Genomic DNA, 15838 nt, shown 5'->3' with positions numbered 1-15838 from the left:
TCCGGCCCGACCGACCGCACCCGGCCGACGGGGGTACCGCGGGCGATGAGCTGGATCGAGGCCGTCGTCCTGGGGCTGGTGCAGGGGCTGACGGAGTTCCTGCCCATCTCCTCCAGCGCGCACCTGCGGGTGGTGGGGGAGGCCTTCGGCTGGGGTGACCCGGGCGCGGCGTTCACCGCGATCACCCAGATCGGCACCGAGGCCGCGGTGCTGCTCTACTTCCGCCGCGACATCGGGCGGATCGTCAGCGCCTGGGTGCGCTCCCTGGGCGACCGCGCGGTGCGCCGCGACCCCGACGCCCGGATGGGCTGGCTGATCATCGCCGGCACGCTGCCGATCGGGGTCCTCGGGCTGCTGTTCCAGGACCGCATCGAGACCACCTTCCGCGACCTGCGCATCGTCGCGATCGCGCTGGTCGCGTTCTCGCTGGTCCTCTACTGGGCCGACCGGGTGGGCCGCAAGAAGCGCGAGCTGGACCAGCTGACCGTCGGGCACGGCATCGCCTTCGGCTTCGCCCAGGCGATGGCGCTGGTGCCCGGGGTCTCGCGCTCCGGCGGCACGATCACCATGGGCCTGTTCCTGGGCTACTCGCGGGCCGCCGCGGCGCGGTACTCCTTCCTGCTCGCCGTCCCGGCCGTGCTGGCCTCGGGCTTCTTCCAGGTCTACGAGGCGCTCACCGGCGGGGTCGCGGGGGAGACGGTCGCGTGGGGGCCGACGATCCTGGCCACGGTGCTGGCCTTCGGCGTCGGGCTGGTCGTCATCGCCTGGCTGCTGCGCTACCTCGACCGCGGCAGCTTCACGCCGTTCGTGGTCTACCGGGTGGTGCTGGGCCTGCTGATCCTCGCCCTCGTCGGCGCCGGGGTCCTCGCCCCGCAGTGACGCGGGGGTTCAGACACCCCGGCGTCCCACCTCCCCTGTCCGCGTCGATCACGAGGTCGTCGCCCGCGGACGCGCCCGAGACGGCGTGCCCCCCGGCCGCAACCCCGTGGTCAACGCGGGGGCGCCGTGCTGCGGACGACGTGGTCGCCGACGGCCGCGGCGATCTCCCCGGCGTCGAGGACGGGGATCGTGTGGTGGCTGGCCACCGGCAGCCCGACGACGGTGGCCGCCGGCAGCAGCGACCGCGCGCTCCGCGCCACCCGGGACGGGTCGTGTGCCCGGCTGCGGCCGGCGACGAGCACCAGCGTCGGCACGGTCAGCCGGGCCAGCCGTGCCCGGGCAGGGCGGCGCGTCGGGACGATCGGCGTGGCGTCGAACTCGGTCAAACCCCGGACGGCGACCTCCAGCCAGGCCGGGTCGAGCGCGCGTCCCCGGGTCTCCCAGGCGAAGAACCGCCGCACGCGGGCCGGCGTGGGGCGCACCAGGTGCGGCACGGCGTGCAGCAGGTAGCGCGGGCTGAAGCCGGTGAAGCACGCCGTGGGGTCGAGGAGCGCGAGGGAGGAGACGGTCCCGGGACGCTCGAGCGCGCCGGTGAGCGCGAGGTGCCCGCCGGCCGAGTGGCCCACCAGGTGCACGGGCCCGACGTCGAGCGCCTCGATCAGCTCGCCCAGCCACGCGGCCTGGTCGGCCGTCGTCCGGAAGGGGCGGCTGCTGGTGCTGCGGCCCGGGCTCCCGGGCTGGTCCGGCGCGAGCACCCGGAACCGTCCGGACAGCTCCCGGGCCACGCCCGCCCAGACCGTCGCCGTCGCACCACCGCCGTGCAGCAGCACCGTGGGGGTCGCCCCGGCCGGCCCCGCGGCGAGCAGGTGCGTGCGTCCCCACGACGTCGGGACGTCGAGCGCGCCGGTGCCGGCCGGCCAGCGGGCGGCCGCGGCGCTGTAGGCCTCGCCGAAGTCCATGGCGACAGGTAACTAGAGCGGCTAGCTACTTGGCAAGCTAGGCTCCTGCCGTGGCGGAGGAGAGCAGGCAGGCGCCGGCCACCGTGCACCGGCTGCGCGCGCTCACCCTGCTGCTCGACGCCGCTGGTGCCGCCTTCGCCGCCCGCAACGGGCTCAGCGCCTCCGACGTCCGCGCCCTGGTCTGCCTGCTCGACCGGGAACGGGCCGGCGTCCCGGCCAGCCCCACCTGGCTGGCCGGTCAGCTGCGGGTCACCACTGCCTCGGTCACCGCGCTGCTCGACCGGTTGGAGCGGGCGGGGCACGTGCGCCGCGTCCCGCGCCGCGACGACCGCCGGCGGGTCGACGTCCTCGTGCAGGACTCGGCCAAGGAGCTGGGGTGGGCCTTCTTCGGGCCGCTCATCGACGCCACGGCGGCCGTCCTCGACCGCCGCAGCCCGGCGGAGCGGGCGGTGATCGACGCCTTCCTGGACGACATGGTCGCCGCCGTGGACGCCGCGGGCACGGGCTGAGGCCCGGCCCTCCTGCAGGGTCCCGCCGCGAGCTGGCGAGCGGTGGGGGGCAGCGGAAGGACCCCGTCCTCCCCGCCCGTCGCACGCTCAGGGCGGGGCCCGGGACGGGGCCGCTCTACGCTCGGCTGCCGTGACCACCGTTCTCCTCCTGCGGCACGGCCGGACGACGGCCAACGCCGGCGGCGTCCTGGCCGGCTGGACCCCGGGCGTGCAGCTCGACGAGACCGGCGCCGGCCAGGTGCGGGCGGTGGGGGAGCGGCTCGCGCCGGTGCCGCTGGCCGCCGTCGTGAGCAGCCCGCTGGAGCGCTGCCGGCAGACCGCCGCCGCCGTGCTGCCCGGGCGCGACCTGGAGCTGGCCACCGACGACCGGCTCGGCGAGGCCCGCTACGGCGACTGGACCGGCCGCCCGCTCAAGGAGCTGGTCAAGGAGCCGCTGTGGAAGGTCGTGCAGCAGCACCCCTCCGCCGCGGTCTTCCCCGGCCCGGAGGGGGAGGGGCTGGCGCAGACGCAGGCGCGCGCGGTGGCCGCCGTCCGGGAGTGGAACGCGCGCCTGGGGCCGGACGCCGTCTGGCTGGCCTGCAGCCACGGCGACGTCATCAAGGCCGTGCTGGCCGACGCCCTCGGCCTGCACCTGGACCAGTTCCAGCGGATCGTCGTCGACCCCGCCTCGGTCTCGGTGGTCACCTACACCGACACCCGCCCGTTCGTGGTCCGCATGAACGACACCGGCGGGGACGTCGCCGCGCTCGTCCCGCCGAAGAAGAAGGGCCGGCGCCGCCGGAAGGCCGACTCGGACGCCGTCGTCGGGGGCGGTGCGGGCGCGACCGCCTGAGGCCGCCTCCAGGCTCGCCCGGGCGGCGCCCGCGTAACCTGGGCCCGTGCCGCGCCAGCTCCACCTCTTCGACCGCCCGTCCCGGTTCGTCGCCGGCACGGTGGGCCAGCCCGGCGACCGCACCTTCTACCTGCAGGCCGCCGACGCCGCGGGCCGCGTGGTCAGCGTGGCGCTGGAGAAGGCGCAGGTCCAGGTGCTCGCCGACCGGATGAACGAGCTGCTCGACGAGGTCGCCACCCGTCCGGGCACGGTGGTCCCGCCGGATGCCGAGGTCGACGACCTGGAGCCGCTCACCGCACCGGTCGACGAGGAGTTCCGGGTCGCGGCGATGGGTCTGGCGTGGGACGGCGAGGAGCAGGCCGTCGTCGTCGAGGCCGTGGCGGCCGGCGACGAGCCCGTCGAGGAGGACGTCATCCTCTCCGACAGCGAGGAGGGCCCGGACGCGTTGCGGGTGACCATCACCCCGGCCGCCGCCCGCGCCTTCGTCGTCCGGGCCCGCCGCGTGGTGGCCGCCGGCCGCCCGGCCTGCCCGCTGTGCTCGCTGCCGCTGGACCCTGCCGGGCACGTGTGCCCGCGGCAGAACGGCTACCGCCGCTGAGCCCCGACCGAGCGCTCCGATGACCGAGCGCCCCGCCGACCCCACCGCGGCCCTGCGCCCCCCGGCCGATGACGCCGAGGCACGCGCGCTGCTGCTCGAGGGCGAGATGGACCTCGAGGGCCGCATGCTCGACGCCAGCAACGTCACCCTCGTCGGGTACGTGCGCACCGGCGAGCTCGTGGCCGAGTGCGTCTACAAGCCCGTCGCCGGCGAGCGGCCGCTGTGGGACTTCCCCGACGGCACCCTCGCCGGGCGCGAGGTGTCCGCGGCGCTGGTGTCGGAGGCGACGGGCTGGCGGGTGGTGCCGCCGACCGTGCTGCGCGACGGCCCGTTCGGCCCGGGCATGGTGCAGCTGTGGGTGGACGGCGACCCCGACGTCGACCTGGCCGCCTTCGTCCGCTCCGACCACCCCGGCCTGCGCCGCATGGCGGTGTTCGACGCCGTCGTCAACAACGCCGACCGCAAGGGCGGGCACATCATCCCGACCTCCGACGGGCACGTGTTCGGCGTCGACCACGGCATCTGCTTCTCCGTCGACCCCAAGCTGCGCACCCTGCTGTGGCGCTGGGCCGGGCAGCCGCTGCCGGTGGAGGCGGTGGAGGTGCTGGAGCGGCTCACCGGCGACCTGCTCGGTGACCTCGGCGAGCAGCTGCACGAGCACCTGACCCGGCGCGAGGTGCGGCGCACCCAGCAGCGGGTCGCCGAGCTGCTGCGCACCGGCCGGCACCCGCAGCCCAGCGGCGACTGGCCCGCGCTGCCCTGGCCGCCCTTCTGAACGGGGCCCCCTGCCCCCACCGCTCGCACGCTCGCGGCGGGACCCCGCAGGGGGCCAGGATCGCTGCATGCCGCACCGTTCGCGCCTGGCCGTCCTGATGCTCGACCTGCCCCCCGACCTGCACGACGCCGGGCGGGCCTTCTGGTCCGGCGCCACCGGTCACGCGGTGTCCCCGGACCCCTCGGACGCGAACTGGTCGTCGCTGGGTGCCTTCGCCGGCGGCTTCCACCTGGAGGTCCAGCGCACCGGGCACGGGACGCCGCCGCGCTGGCACGTCGACGTGGAGACCGACGACGTCGACGCGGAGGTGGCCCGGCTTGAGGCCCTGGGGGCGCGGCGGATCGCGGACATGGGCGGCTTCTGGCAGATGAAGGACCCCGCCGGCATGGTCTTCGACGTCGTCGGCGTGCAGACCGGGGAGGACTTCGAGCGGAACGCCAGCACCTGGCCCTGAGCACGCGGCCCCGTCCCGGGTCCCGCCCCGAGCCTCCGCGGGGTGCGGAGGACGGGGTCCTCCTACTCCAGCCGGACCAGGTCGATCATCGCGGCGGCCTGCAGCCCGTCGCCGTCCACGGTGAGCACCTCCAGCGGCACCCGCCGCCAGACAGCGAGCAGCAGGTCGCCCGCGGTGCCCGTGAGCCGGGCGATCGGCACCGGCCGGGAGCCCGGGAACAGCACCCGGTCCACCCCGGCGTCCACGGCGTGCAGGACGACGGGGTGCGCGCCCTCTGGCGGCCCCTCCGGCAGCGCGCCGGGGACCATCACCTCCAGCCACTCGTCCAGCCCGTCCAGGCCGACACCGGTCGGGACCGGGCGGACGTCGCCGAGCACCTGCTCGGCGTCGACGGTGTGCACCACGGCCTCCATGGCCTGCCGGCGCAGCACGAAGCCGACGTCCTGCCGGGGCGCCCAGGTCCACACCCGCTCGGCCGGGTCGGCGCCGTCCAGCACCGTCTCCAGCTCCGCCGACTGGGCCAGGCCGAAGCCGAGCAGCTCGTCGTCCGGGTGCCGGACCGGCTCGGCGTACGCGCCGGGATCGCTCGCGCGGGTGCGCACCACCCAGGTCCAGAAGTGCTGTACCTCGGCCAGGTGCCAGACCAGGTCGGACAGCGTCCACCCGGGGCAGCCGGGCACCGGTGTCTCCCAGCCGCGGGCGAGCACCGCCTCAGCGGCGACGTCGGCGAAGCGCGCGTTCGCCTTCTGCAGGACCGGCAGGTACTCGTCGAGCTCCATCGCGTCCCCCCTCGGCGGCAGTGCCCCACTGTGCCGCACCCGTGCGCTCTCCGGGACCGCCGCGGCCTGCCGGTCCCGGGCAGGTGCCGGCAGCGGCGGCCGGGGCCCCGGGCCGAGCCGGGCGCGTCGGCCGGCCGAACTAGGCTCCGTACGTGCTCGCCTGGCCCGCTCCGCTCCTCCCGACCCTCCCGGGCTCAGCTCCGGTCCTCGCGCTGCACGACACCGCGCGCGGCGAGGTGGTCCCCACCGCCCCGGACACGACGGCGCGGATGTACGTCTGCGGCATCACGCCCTACGACGCCACGCACCTCGGCCACGCCGCCACCTACCTGGCCTTCGACTTGGTCAACCGGGTGTGGCGGGACGCCGGTCACGCCGTCCACTACGTGCAGAACGTCACCGACATCGACGACCCGTTGCTGGAGCGGGCCGAGCGGGACGGCGAGGACTGGGTCGTGCTCGGGATGCGCGAGACCGCGCTGTTCCGGGAGGACATGACCGCGCTGCGGGTGCTGCCGCCCGACGACTACGTCGGCGCGGTGGAGTCGGTACCGCGGATCGTCGCGCACGTCGAGACGCTCCTGGACGAGGGGCTGGCCTACCTGCTCGACGACGGCACCGGCGACGTCTACCACGACATCGCGCAGGCCCCCGGCTTCGGCAGCGAGTCCGGCTACGACGAGGCCACCATGCTGCGGTTCTCGGCCGAGCGCGGCGGCGACCCCGACCGTCCCGGCAAGCGCAACCGGCTGGACCCGATGCTGTGGCGCGGCCGGCGGCCGGGGGAGCCGTCCTGGCCGGGCCCGCGGGGCATCGCCGGGCGCCCCGGCTGGCACATCGAGTGCGCCACGATCGCGCTGGAGACGATCGGGATGGGCTTCGACGTCCAGGGCGGCGGCAGCGACCTGGTGTTCCCGCACCACGAGTTCTCCGCCGTCCACGCCGAGGCGCTGACCGCGACGGTGACGGGGGAGAAGCTGCCCTTCGCCCGGGCCTACGTGCACGCCGCGATGATCGGCCTGGACGGGGAGAAGATGAGCAAGAGTCGGGGCAACCTGGTCTTCGTCTCCAAGCTGCGCGGCGAGGGCGTCGACCCGATGGCCATCCGCCTGGCGCTGCTGGCCGGCCACTACCGCACCGACCGCGCCTGGACGCCGGACCTGCTGGCCGGCGCCGGGCAGCGGCTGGCCACCTGGCGCCGCGCCGTGGCCCGCGACGCCGGCGCCCCGGCCGCCGAGGTGCTGCAGGGCGTGCGCGGGCGGCTCGCCGACGACCTGGACAGCCCCGGCGCCATCGCCCTGGTCGACGCGTGGGCCGAGCGGACGCTCGCGGCCACGGCGGACGAGCAGGAGGAGGGCGCCCCGGCGGTCGTGCGCGACGCCGTCGACGCCCTGCTGGGCGTGGCGCTCCAGGAGCGCTGATGGACCGGGGGTCCTTCCGCCTGGTCGACCGGGCGGCCCGGGAGCGCGCGGAGGAGGCCCTCGCGCCGGCGGCCACGCGGTCGACGGCGATCCGCGGCCGCGCCGTCCCCGAGGCCGAGGACGCCCTGCGCACCGCCTTCGAGCGGGACCGCGACCGGATCCTGCACGCCAAGGCCTTCCGCCGGCTCAAGCACAAGACGCAGGTCTTCCTCAACCCCGACGGCGACCACTTCGTCACCCGGCTGACCCACACGCTGCAGGTCACCCAGGTCGCCCGGTCGCTGGCCCGGGCGCTCGGCCTCAACGAGACCCTCGCCGAGGCCATCGCGCTGGGTCACGACCTCGGGCACTCGCCGTTCGGCCACATCGGCGAGGACGCCCTGGAGCCCTACGTCCCCGGCGGGTGGCACCACGCCGCGCAGGGGGTGCGGATCGTCGAGGTGCTCGAGCACCTCAACCTCACCTGGGAGGTCCGCGACGGCATCCGGGCGCACAGCTGGAAGATCAGCCCGCCGCCGACCACCCGCGAGGCGGAGTGCGTGCGCTACGCCGACCGAATCGGCTACCTGTCCCACGACGCCCTGGACGCCGTCCGCGCCGGGGTGCTGCAGGTGCGCGACCTCCCGGCCCGCGCCCGCGCCGTCTTTGGCGACCCGGGCAGCCGGATGGTGGGCGCGATGATCGACGCCGTCGTCGAGGGGTCGCTCGCCGACGGGGGAGTGGTGGTCATGGCGCCCGGGCCGCTGGAGGCCATGCACGAGCTGCGGGCGTTCATGTTCCAGCGGGTCTACGCCTCGGAGACCGCCGCGGGGCAGAAGCAGCTGGCCATCGACGTGACCCGCCGGCTGGTCGACCACCACCTGGCCCACCCCGGGCTCATCCCGGCGACCTACCGCGACACCTCGGCCGACCCGGTCACCCAGGTCGTGGACTACGTGTCGGGGATGACCGACCGGTACGCGCTGTCGACGCACGACCGCCTCTTCGACGCCGACGCGACCGCTCGCATGCGCCCGCTGCTGCGCTGAGCCGTCGCGACGCTCCGCGTCGCACCGCGGCCGGGCGCCGTCCCCTGTCGGGCCGAGCCGCTGCGTCGTTCCTCGCGGCGCCCCCGGGTGCACCCGTCACGCCGGCACTGGCGGCGTTCCCCACGCCCTACCGGGGCTGCGCCACCGGCGGAGCGAGGAACCCGAGCCAGGCTGCCCGCACTACCGTTATCCCCAACTACTGCCATCCCGGGCCAGTGCCCCACGAGCGACGGCCGAGCGGGGTGTCAGTTGGGGGAGGAGCCCCGGCGGCGCAGGTACCTCTCGAACTCGCGGGCGATCTGGTCGCCGTTGGCCTCGGACAGGTCGCTCTCGGTGGCGCGCTCCTCGAGCGAACGCACGTACTCGACGACCTCGGCGTCCTCGTTGGCCATCTCGTCGACGGTCTTCACCCAGTCGTCGGCCTGCTGCGGCAGCGCGCCCAGCGGCACCGTGAGCTCGAGGACCTCCTCCACCCGCCGCAGCAGGGCGACGGTGGCCCGCGGGGACGGCGGCTGGGAGACGTAGTGCGGAACGGAGGCCCAGAAGCTGATCGCCGGCAGCCCGGCCTGCACGCAGGCGTCCTGGAAGACCCCGAGGATGCCGGTGGGCCCCTCGTAGCGGGAGGTGTCCAGACCCCACTTCTCGGCCGACTCCGCGTCGTAGGCCGAGCCGAAGACCGGGGTCGGGCGGGTGTGCGGCGTGTCGGCCAGCAGGGCGCCGAGGCCGACCACGGTGCGCGCGTCGAGCTCCTGGCACAGCTCGATCAGCTCCTCGCAGAAGGTGCGCCAGCGCATGTTGGGCTCGATCCCGCGGATCAGGACGACGTCCCGCTCCGAGCCCGGCGGGCGGGCCACGGAGATGCGCGTGGTGGGCCACTCGACCCGGCGGCTGACCCCGCCGATCAGCGAGACCGTCGGCCGGTTGACCTGGAAGTCGTAGTAGTCCTCGGGGTCCAGCGCGGCCAGCGGCGTGGCGTCCCAGATGAGCTCCAGGTGCTCCAGCGCCCCGGTGGCGGCGTCCCCGGCGTCGTTCCAGCCCTCGAAGGCGACGACCACCACCGGGTCGTCGAGCCGGGGCAGGTCCTCAGGGGTGGACTTCGGGTCGATCACCCCTGCGAGCCTACGTCGGTCGGGCCCCTCCGCCGCGGTGTTCGGCCCGGACGGCGGCCTCGGCGTATCCCGCGCGGGCGACCCGGGGCCCCCGGCGGCGGCTACCCTGGCTCGGTGCCGTCCCGCATCGTGTCGCCCGACCTCCGCCCGGACGCGACGGCGGAGCTCACGGCCGTGCTGCGGGAGCGGATCCTGGTGCTCGACGGCGCGATGGGGACGGCGATCCAGCGCGACCGGCCCGACGAGGCCGGCTACCGCGGCGAGCGGTTCGCCGACTGGCCCACCGACGTGCAGGGCAACAACGACCTGCTGAGCATCACCCGCCCGGAGCTCGTCGCGGGCATCCACCGCGAGTACCTCGAGGCCGGCGCGGACCTGATCGAGACCAACACCTTCAACGCCACCGCGATCTCGCTGAGCGACTACGGCATGTCCGACCTGGCCTACGAGATCAACGTGGCCTCGGCGCGGCTGGCCCGCGCCGAGGCCGACGCGGTGACCGCCCGCACCCCGGACCGGCCGCGCTACGTCGCCGGCGCGCTCGGCCCGACCAGCCGGACGGCGTCCATCTCCCCGGACGTCAACGACCCCGGCGCCCGCAACGTCACCTTCGACGAACTGGTCGAGGCATACCTGGAGCAGGCCGACGGCCTGGTCGACGGCGGGGTCGACGTCCTGCTGGTCGAGACCGTCTTCGACACGCTTAACGCCAAGGCCGCCATCTACGCGCTCGAGACGCTGTTTGAGCAGCGCGAGCGGCGCTGGCCGGTGATGGTGTCCGGCACGATCACCGACGCTTCCGGGCGGACCCTGTCGGGCCAGGTGACCGAGGCCTTCTGGCACTCGATCCGGCACGTGCGCCCGCTGCTGGTCGGCCTCAACTGCGCACTGGGGGCCGCGGAGATGCGGCCCTACCTGGCCGAGCTGTCCCGGGTCGCCGACACCTACGTCTCCTGCTATCCGAACGCCGGCCTGCCCAACGCGTTCGGCGAGTACGACGAGTCGCCGGAGGAGACCGCCGCCGTCCTCGCCGAGTTCGCCGACGCCGGCTTCGTCAACACGGTCGGCGGCTGCTGCGGGACGACGCCGGCGCACATCGCCGCGATCGCCGCGACGGTCGAGGGCCGGGCGCCGCGGACGCCGCCGCAGGTGCGGCCGGCGCTGCGCCTGTCGGGCCTGGAGCCGCTCGTCGTCGACGAGGACTCGCTGTTCGTCAACGTCGGCGAGCGGACGAACATCACCGGCTCGGCCCGCTTCCGCAACCTGATCCGCGCCGGTGACTACCCGACGGCGCTGGCCGTCGCCCGCCAGCAGGTCGAGGCCGGCGCGCAGGTCATCGACGTCAACATGGACGAGGGGATGATCGACGGCGTCGAGGCGATGGACCGCTTCCTCAAGCTGGTCGCCGCCGAGCCCGACATCTGCCGCGTCCCGGTGATGGTCGACTCCTCCAAGTGGGAGGTCATCGAGGCCGGCCTCAAGTGCGTGCAGGGCAAGTCGATCGTCAACTCCATCTCCCTCAAGGCAGGGGAGGAGGAGTTCGTCCAGCAGGCGCGGCTGTGCCGCAAGCACGGCGCCGCCGTCGTCGTCATGGCCTTCGACGAGCAGGGCCAGGCCGATTCCCTGCAGCGCCGGCAGGAGATCTGCCGCCGGGCGTACGACATCCTCGTCGAGCGGGTCGGCTTCCCGGCCGAGGACGTCATCTTCGACCCGAACGTCTTCGCCGTCGCCACCGGCATCGAGGAGCACGCCCGGTACGGGCTGGACTTCATCGAGGCCACCCGCTGGATCAAGCAGGCACTCCCCGGCGCGCTGGTCAGCGGCGGTGTGTCGAACGTGTCGTTCTCCTTCCGCGGCAACAACCGCGTGCGGGAGGCCATCCACGCGGTGTTCCTGTTCCACGCCGTCGCCGCCGGCATGGACATGGGCATCGTCAACGCCGGGGCCCTCGAGGTCTACGACGAGGTGCCCGAGCGGCTGCGCGAGCGGATCGAGGACGTGCTCCTGGCCCGCCGCCCCGACGCCACCGAGCGGCTGCTGGAGATCGCCTCCGAGTACGCCGGGGACGGCGCCCAGAAGGAGGTCGCCTCCGAGGAGTGGCGCTCCCTGCCGGTCGAGGAGCGCATCGCGCACGCCCTGGTGAAGGGCATCGACGGGTTCGTCGAGGCCGACACCGAGGAGCTGCGGGCGCAGATCGCCGCGCGCGGCGGCCGGCCGATCGAGGTGATCGAGGGCCCGCTGATGGGCGGGATGCACGTCGTCGGCGACCTGTTCGGCGCCGGCAAGATGTTCCTGCCGCAGGTGGTCAAGTCCGCCCGCGTGATGAAGAAGGCCGTCGCCTACCTGGTGCCCTTCATCGAGGCCGAGAAGCAGCCCGGGGACGCCGAGCGCAGCAACGGCAAGGTCGTCATGGCCACCGTGAAGGGCGACGTCCACGACATCGGCAAGAACATCGTCGGCGTCGTCCTGCAGTGCAACAACTACGACGTCGTGGACCTCGGCGTCATGGTGCCGGCCCAGAAGGTGCTCGACACCGCCAAGCAGGAGGGTGCCGACGTCATCGGCCTGTCCGGGCTGATCACCCCGTCGCTGGACGAGATGAGCAACCTGGCCGCGGAGATGGAGCGGCAGGGCTTCGCCATCCCGCTGCTCATCGGCGGGGCGACGACCTCGCGCGCGCACACCGCCGTCAAGGTGGCCCCGCGCTACCACGGGCCGGTCATCTGGGTGAAGGACGCCTCCCGGTCGGTGCCGGTCGTGGCCGCGCTGCTGTCCAACGACCAGCGGCCCAGGCTGCTGGCCGACGTCGAGACCGAGTACGCCGGCCTGCGCGAGCGGCACGCCGCCCGCCAGGACACCCGCGCGCTGCTGCCGCTGGAGGCCGCGCGCGCCGCCGCGCCGCCGGTCGACTGGTCGTCCTACGCCCCGCCGCGGCCGCGGATGCTGCTGCAGCAGGCCAGGGACGTCTGCTCGGGGGCGGACTGCGACCACCGGCACGGGCGGGCTCAGCAGTTCACCAGGGTGTTCGACGACTACCCGCTCGAGGAGCTGCGCCGGTACGTCGACTGGCAGCCGTTCTTCAACGCCTGGGAGATGCGCGGCCGGTTCCCCGACATCCTGCACAACCCGGCGACCGGCGAGGCCGCGCGGCGGCTGTACGAGGACGCCCAGGAGATGCTCGACCGCATCGTCGCCGAGCGCTGGCTGCGGGCCCGGGGCGTGTTCGGCCTGTTCCCGGCCAACCGGGTGGACGGCGAGGACATCGAGGTCTACACCGACGAGTCGCGCAGCGCCGTCCGGACGACGCTGCACCAGCTGCGCCAGCAGACCCAGGGCCGGGACGGCTCGCCCCGCACGTCGCTGGCCGACTTCGTCGCCCCGAAGGAGACCGGGCTGCGCGACTACGTCGGCGCGTTCGCCGTCACCGCCGGCGTGGGCTCGGCCGAGCGGGTCGCGGCGTTCAAGGCGGCCAACGACGACTACAGCGCGATCATGCTCGAGGCGCTGGCCGACCGGCTCGCCGAGGCCTTCGCCGAGCGGCTGCACGAACGGGTGCGACGGGAGTTCTGGGGCTACGCCGCCGACGAGCACCTCGACAACGACGCGCTGATCGCCGAGCGGTACCGCGGCATCCGCCCGGCACCGGGCTACCCGGCCTGCCCGGAGCACACCGAGAAGCGCACCATCTGGGAGCTGCTCGACGTCGAGGCCACCACCGGCATCACGCTCACCGAGAGCATGGCCATGTGGCCCGGCGCCGCGGTCAGCGGCCTCTACTTCGCCCACCCGCAGTCGCGCTACTTCGTGCTGGGCCGGCTCGGCCGCGACCAGGTCGAGGACTACGCGCGCCGCAAGGGCTGGACGCTCGCCGAGGCCGAGCGCTGGCTGTCACCGAATCTGGGGTACCGCACCGACGACGAGTAGGAGGACCTCCCTCCCCCCACCACTCGCAGGCTCGCGGTGGGACCCTGCAGGGAGGCCGTTCCAGCGTGTCGCCGGGTGCGGTGACCGTCACGTCGGGACCCCGCCCGGGGACCGGCCCGGCCCGCCGCCGCGCCGTACCGTGGGTGCAATGGGCATCCCGGGGACCAGCGGACCGAGCGGCGAGGGGCTGCAGGCGCTGCTGTTCGACATGGACGGCACGCTCGTGGAGACCGAGCAGCACTGGGGCGCCGCGATGTTCGCCCTCGCCCGCCGGCTCGGCGGGGAGATGTCTGCGCAGGCGCGGGAGCGGACCGTCGGCACGAGCATGGCCACGGCGCTGGGCATCCTGTACGCCGACATCGGAGCGACCCGCAGCGAGGCGGAGGCGCGCGCCGACGCCCGCTGGATCGAGGACACCGTCGCCGAGCTGCTGACCGGCCCGCTGACCTGGCGGCCCGGTGCCCGGGAGCTGCTCACCGAGGCCCGCGCCGCTGCGCTGCCGACGGCGCTGGTGACCACCACGCCGCGGCGGCTCGCCGACGTGGTGCTCGCGAAGGTCGACCGCGACCTCGACGGGCTGCCGGCCTTCGACGTCACCGTCTGCGGCGACGAGGTGCCCGCCCGCAAGCCCGACCCGGCGCCCTACCACCAGGCGATGGCCGCGCTGGCAGTGGACGCCGACGGCTGCGTGGTGGTCGAGGACTCGGTGTCCGGGGCGACGGCCGGACTCGCCGCCGGCGCCGCGGTGCTCGGCGTGCCCTCCCTGCAGCCGCTGCCCGCCCTGCCGGGGCTCGTCCTGCGCGACACCCTGGCCGGGGTCCGGGTGGCCGACCTCGCCGAGGTGCTGGCCGCCCGCGACGCGGTGCACGCCGGGGCCTAGGCCAGCGCCACCTCCCGGCCGCGGGCGACGACGACGCGGGGCCGCTGCAGGGCGGTCACGTCGGTCGTGACGTCGCCTTCCGCCCCGAGCAGGTCGGCGTCGTAGCCGGCCGCCAGCCGACCCGTGCGCCCCCCGAGCCCGCAGGCACGGGCCGCCCGGGAGGTCGCCGCGGTCAGCGCGTCGGCGAGCGGGACGCCGCAGGGGCCGGCCAGGTCGGCCACCGCGTGGGCCACACCCCCGTGCAGCTTGGCCGGGCCGATCCCCGCGTCGGTGCCGGCGAGCAGCGTCACGCCCGCCCGGTGCAGGGCCGCCACGTGCGGCAGGTGGTCCTCGATCGTCGCGCCCACCGCGGCCATGCGGGCCTGCACGTGCGGCGGCGGGTCCACGCCCGGCAGGAACCCCACCGTCGGGCAGACGTCGATGCGGGCGGCGGCCAGCGCGGCGCCCAGCCCGGCGGGCAGGTGGACGCCGGAGCCGGTCAGGCAGCTGCAGTGCTCGATGCCGTCGACGCCGGCCGCGACGCCGCGCTCGACCGCGGCCAGGCCGTGCGCGTGCGCGGTCACCGGCAGGCCGAGCCGGTGGGCCTCCTCGACCACGGCGCGCAGCTCCCGGAGCGTGAACTGGCACGCGGTGAGGTCGGTGCCCGGGGTGAGCACGCCGCCGCTGGCCATCACCTTGACGACGCCCGCGCCCCGCTCCGCCCGCTCGCGCACCGCGCGGCGCAGCGCGTCCACCCCCGACGTCTCGCCGCCCATCGACCAGCAGTGCCCACCGGGTGAGGTGATCGGCGGCCCGGCCGCGACGACGGTCGGCCGCTCCCCGTCGCGCCGGGCGCGCTGCAGGACGGTCCACCGGTGGTCGCCGAGGTCGCGGACGGCAGTGACGCCCGCGCGCAGGGAGGCCCGCTCCGCGGCGGTGACGACGGCGTCGAGCTCGGCGGGGTCCAGCTCGGGGACCTGGTCCAGCGCGCGCGGGCCGGCGTCCGCGCAGAGGTGGACGTGGGTGTCGACCAGCCCGGGCAGCAGCGTGCCCTCGGGGAGGTCGGTGACCGGGCAGCCCCCCGGAGCCGGCGCGGTGCCGGGCTCGACGCCCACGATGGTGGGGCCCTCCACCAGCACCAGCGCCCCGCCGGCGAGGAAGCGCTCACCGTCGAAGGCCCGCGGTGCCCGGTAGCCGCGCATGGGTGATGCTCCCGCGGCCCGGTGCGGCCGGTCCAGCGGGTCAGGAGCGCTCGTCGTCGTCCAGGTGCTGCTCGGAGGTGCGTGCCGCCGCGGCCAGCCCGGCGGCCTCGTAGAAGGCGAACGCCGCCGGGTCGTCGGCGGAGAGCTGCAGCTCGTAGCAGCCGGCGGCCCCGCCGTGCGCCCGGGCCGCGGCCAGGAGCGCTCGGCCGACCCCGGCCCGGCGCACGCCCGCGTCGACGACGACGTTCTCGACCAGCAGGTACGGCCGGCCGGCGCGGGCCGCGTCGGCGAGCACCGTCAGGTCGGCGGTCCCCACGACCACTCCGCCGACCTCGGCGAGGAGCACGGTCCGGCCCGGCGTGGCCGGCGTGGCGGCCCAGGCGGCCGCGACCGCCCCGTCGACCCGCAGGTCGAGCTCCGGGTACAGCTGCCGGTACAGCCGCACCGCGTCGGACAGGTCGTCGCGCACCGCCGCCCGGACGGCGACCGCCGCGGGCTCGCGAGTGGCGT

General features: G+C 75.4%; 15 protein-coding genes. 10 read left to right on the top strand and 5 right to left on the bottom strand.

Translation table 11 applies throughout. The features are described 5' to 3' along the window. Positions 1–45: 45 nt before the first annotated feature. Positions 46–879, top strand: a complete 834-nt coding sequence (locus BMW27_RS01430; protein ID WP_091438001.1) for an undecaprenyl-diphosphate phosphatase — start codon at positions 46–48, stop codon at positions 877–879. A 110-nt stretch (positions 880–989) separates the two neighbouring features. On the opposite strand, the gene BMW27_RS01425 is transcribed toward BMW27_RS01430, so the two are convergent. Next, positions 990–1838, bottom strand: coding sequence for an alpha/beta fold hydrolase (locus BMW27_RS01425; RefSeq protein WP_091437998.1), 849 nt, complete (start codon positions 1836–1838; stop codon positions 990–992). Positions 1839–1888: 50 nt separating this feature from the next. On the opposite strand from BMW27_RS01425, the gene BMW27_RS01420 reads away from it, so the two are divergent. The 5 genes from BMW27_RS01420 to BMW27_RS01400 all read left to right on the top strand — a co-directional run bounded on the left by BMW27_RS01420 (position 1889) and on the right by BMW27_RS01400 (position 5006). Beyond that, on the top strand, positions 1889–2347 hold the full coding sequence (locus tag BMW27_RS01420; protein WP_091437996.1) for a MarR family transcriptional regulator: 459 nt from the start codon (positions 1889–1891) through the stop codon (positions 2345–2347). Positions 2348–2477: 130 nt separating this feature from the next. Further along, complete coding sequence (locus BMW27_RS01415; RefSeq protein ID WP_091437993.1) at positions 2478–3179, top strand: histidine phosphatase family protein; 702 nt, start codon at positions 2478–2480, stop codon at positions 3177–3179. 46 nt (positions 3180–3225) lie between these two features. After that, positions 3226–3777 carry a DUF3090 family protein gene (locus BMW27_RS01410; RefSeq protein WP_091437991.1) on the top strand — a complete coding sequence of 184 codons (552 nt, stop codon included), beginning with the start codon at positions 3226–3228 and terminating at the stop codon, positions 3775–3777. 19 nt (positions 3778–3796) lie between these two features. Continuing rightward, positions 3797–4552: an SCO1664 family protein gene (locus tag BMW27_RS01405; protein ID WP_091437990.1), complete on the top strand. Its 756-nt coding sequence runs from the start codon at positions 3797–3799 to the stop codon at positions 4550–4552. Between the two features lie 67 nt (positions 4553–4619). Next, positions 4620–5006, top strand: coding sequence for a VOC family protein (locus tag BMW27_RS01400; protein ID WP_091437987.1), 387 nt, complete (start codon positions 4620–4622; stop codon positions 5004–5006). Between the two features lie 62 nt (positions 5007–5068). On the opposite strand, the gene BMW27_RS01395 is transcribed toward BMW27_RS01400, so the two are convergent. Further along, positions 5069–5785, bottom strand: coding sequence for a maleylpyruvate isomerase family mycothiol-dependent enzyme (locus BMW27_RS01395; protein WP_091437984.1), 717 nt, complete (start codon positions 5783–5785; stop codon positions 5069–5071). Between the two features lie 152 nt (positions 5786–5937). Between BMW27_RS01395 and mshC the strand changes: the two genes are divergently transcribed. Both mshC and BMW27_RS01385 read left to right on the top strand, forming a co-directional pair. Further along, positions 5938–7206, top strand: coding sequence for a cysteine--1-D-myo-inosityl 2-amino-2-deoxy-alpha-D-glucopyranoside ligase (mshC, locus tag BMW27_RS01390; RefSeq protein WP_091437981.1), 1269 nt, complete (start codon positions 5938–5940; stop codon positions 7204–7206). Further along, entirely contained in the window at positions 7206–8234 is a 1029-nt protein-coding gene (locus BMW27_RS01385) for an HD domain-containing protein (protein WP_091437978.1), read from the top strand. The genes mshC and BMW27_RS01385 overlap by 1 nt, the downstream gene beginning before the upstream one ends. A gap of 245 nt (positions 8235–8479) precedes the next feature. Here the strand turns inward: BMW27_RS01385 and BMW27_RS01380 are convergent, their stop codons facing one another. Beyond that, on the bottom strand, positions 8480–9343 hold the full coding sequence (locus BMW27_RS01380) for a PAC2 family protein (protein ID WP_091437975.1): 864 nt from the start codon (positions 9341–9343) through the stop codon (positions 8480–8482). 114 nt (positions 9344–9457) lie between these two features. Between BMW27_RS01380 and metH the strand changes: the two genes are divergently transcribed. After that, positions 9458–13267 carry a methionine synthase gene (gene metH, locus BMW27_RS01375; protein ID WP_091437972.1) on the top strand — a complete coding sequence of 1270 codons (3810 nt, stop codon included), beginning with the start codon at positions 9458–9460 and terminating at the stop codon, positions 13265–13267. 148 nt (positions 13268–13415) lie between these two features. Beyond that, positions 13416–14147 (top strand): HAD family hydrolase, encoded by a 732-nt coding sequence (locus BMW27_RS01370; protein WP_091437969.1) that lies wholly within the window; start codon positions 13416–13418, stop codon positions 14145–14147. Here BMW27_RS01370 and BMW27_RS01365 read toward each other — a convergent pair. Together BMW27_RS01365 and BMW27_RS01360 are read right to left on the bottom strand one after the other, a co-directional pair. Beyond that, positions 14144–15328 carry an amidohydrolase family protein gene (locus tag BMW27_RS01365; protein WP_091437965.1) on the bottom strand — a complete coding sequence of 395 codons (1185 nt, stop codon included), beginning with the start codon at positions 15326–15328 and terminating at the stop codon, positions 14144–14146. The two genes, BMW27_RS01370 and BMW27_RS01365, sit on opposite strands and share 4 nt — an antisense overlap. Positions 15329–15368: 40 nt before the next feature. Beyond that, entirely contained in the window at positions 15369–15797 is a 429-nt protein-coding gene (locus tag BMW27_RS01360) for a GNAT family N-acetyltransferase (RefSeq protein WP_175486269.1), read from the bottom strand. Positions 15798–15838 lie beyond the last annotated feature (41 nt).

The organism is Geodermatophilus poikilotrophus (assembly GCF_900111455.1).
GTDB classification, from domain to species: Bacteria; Actinomycetota; Actinomycetes; order Mycobacteriales; family Geodermatophilaceae; genus Geodermatophilus; species Geodermatophilus poikilotrophus.
Note: the sequence above shows the minus strand (reverse complement) of the source record. Positions and strands in the feature narration are given on the sequence as shown.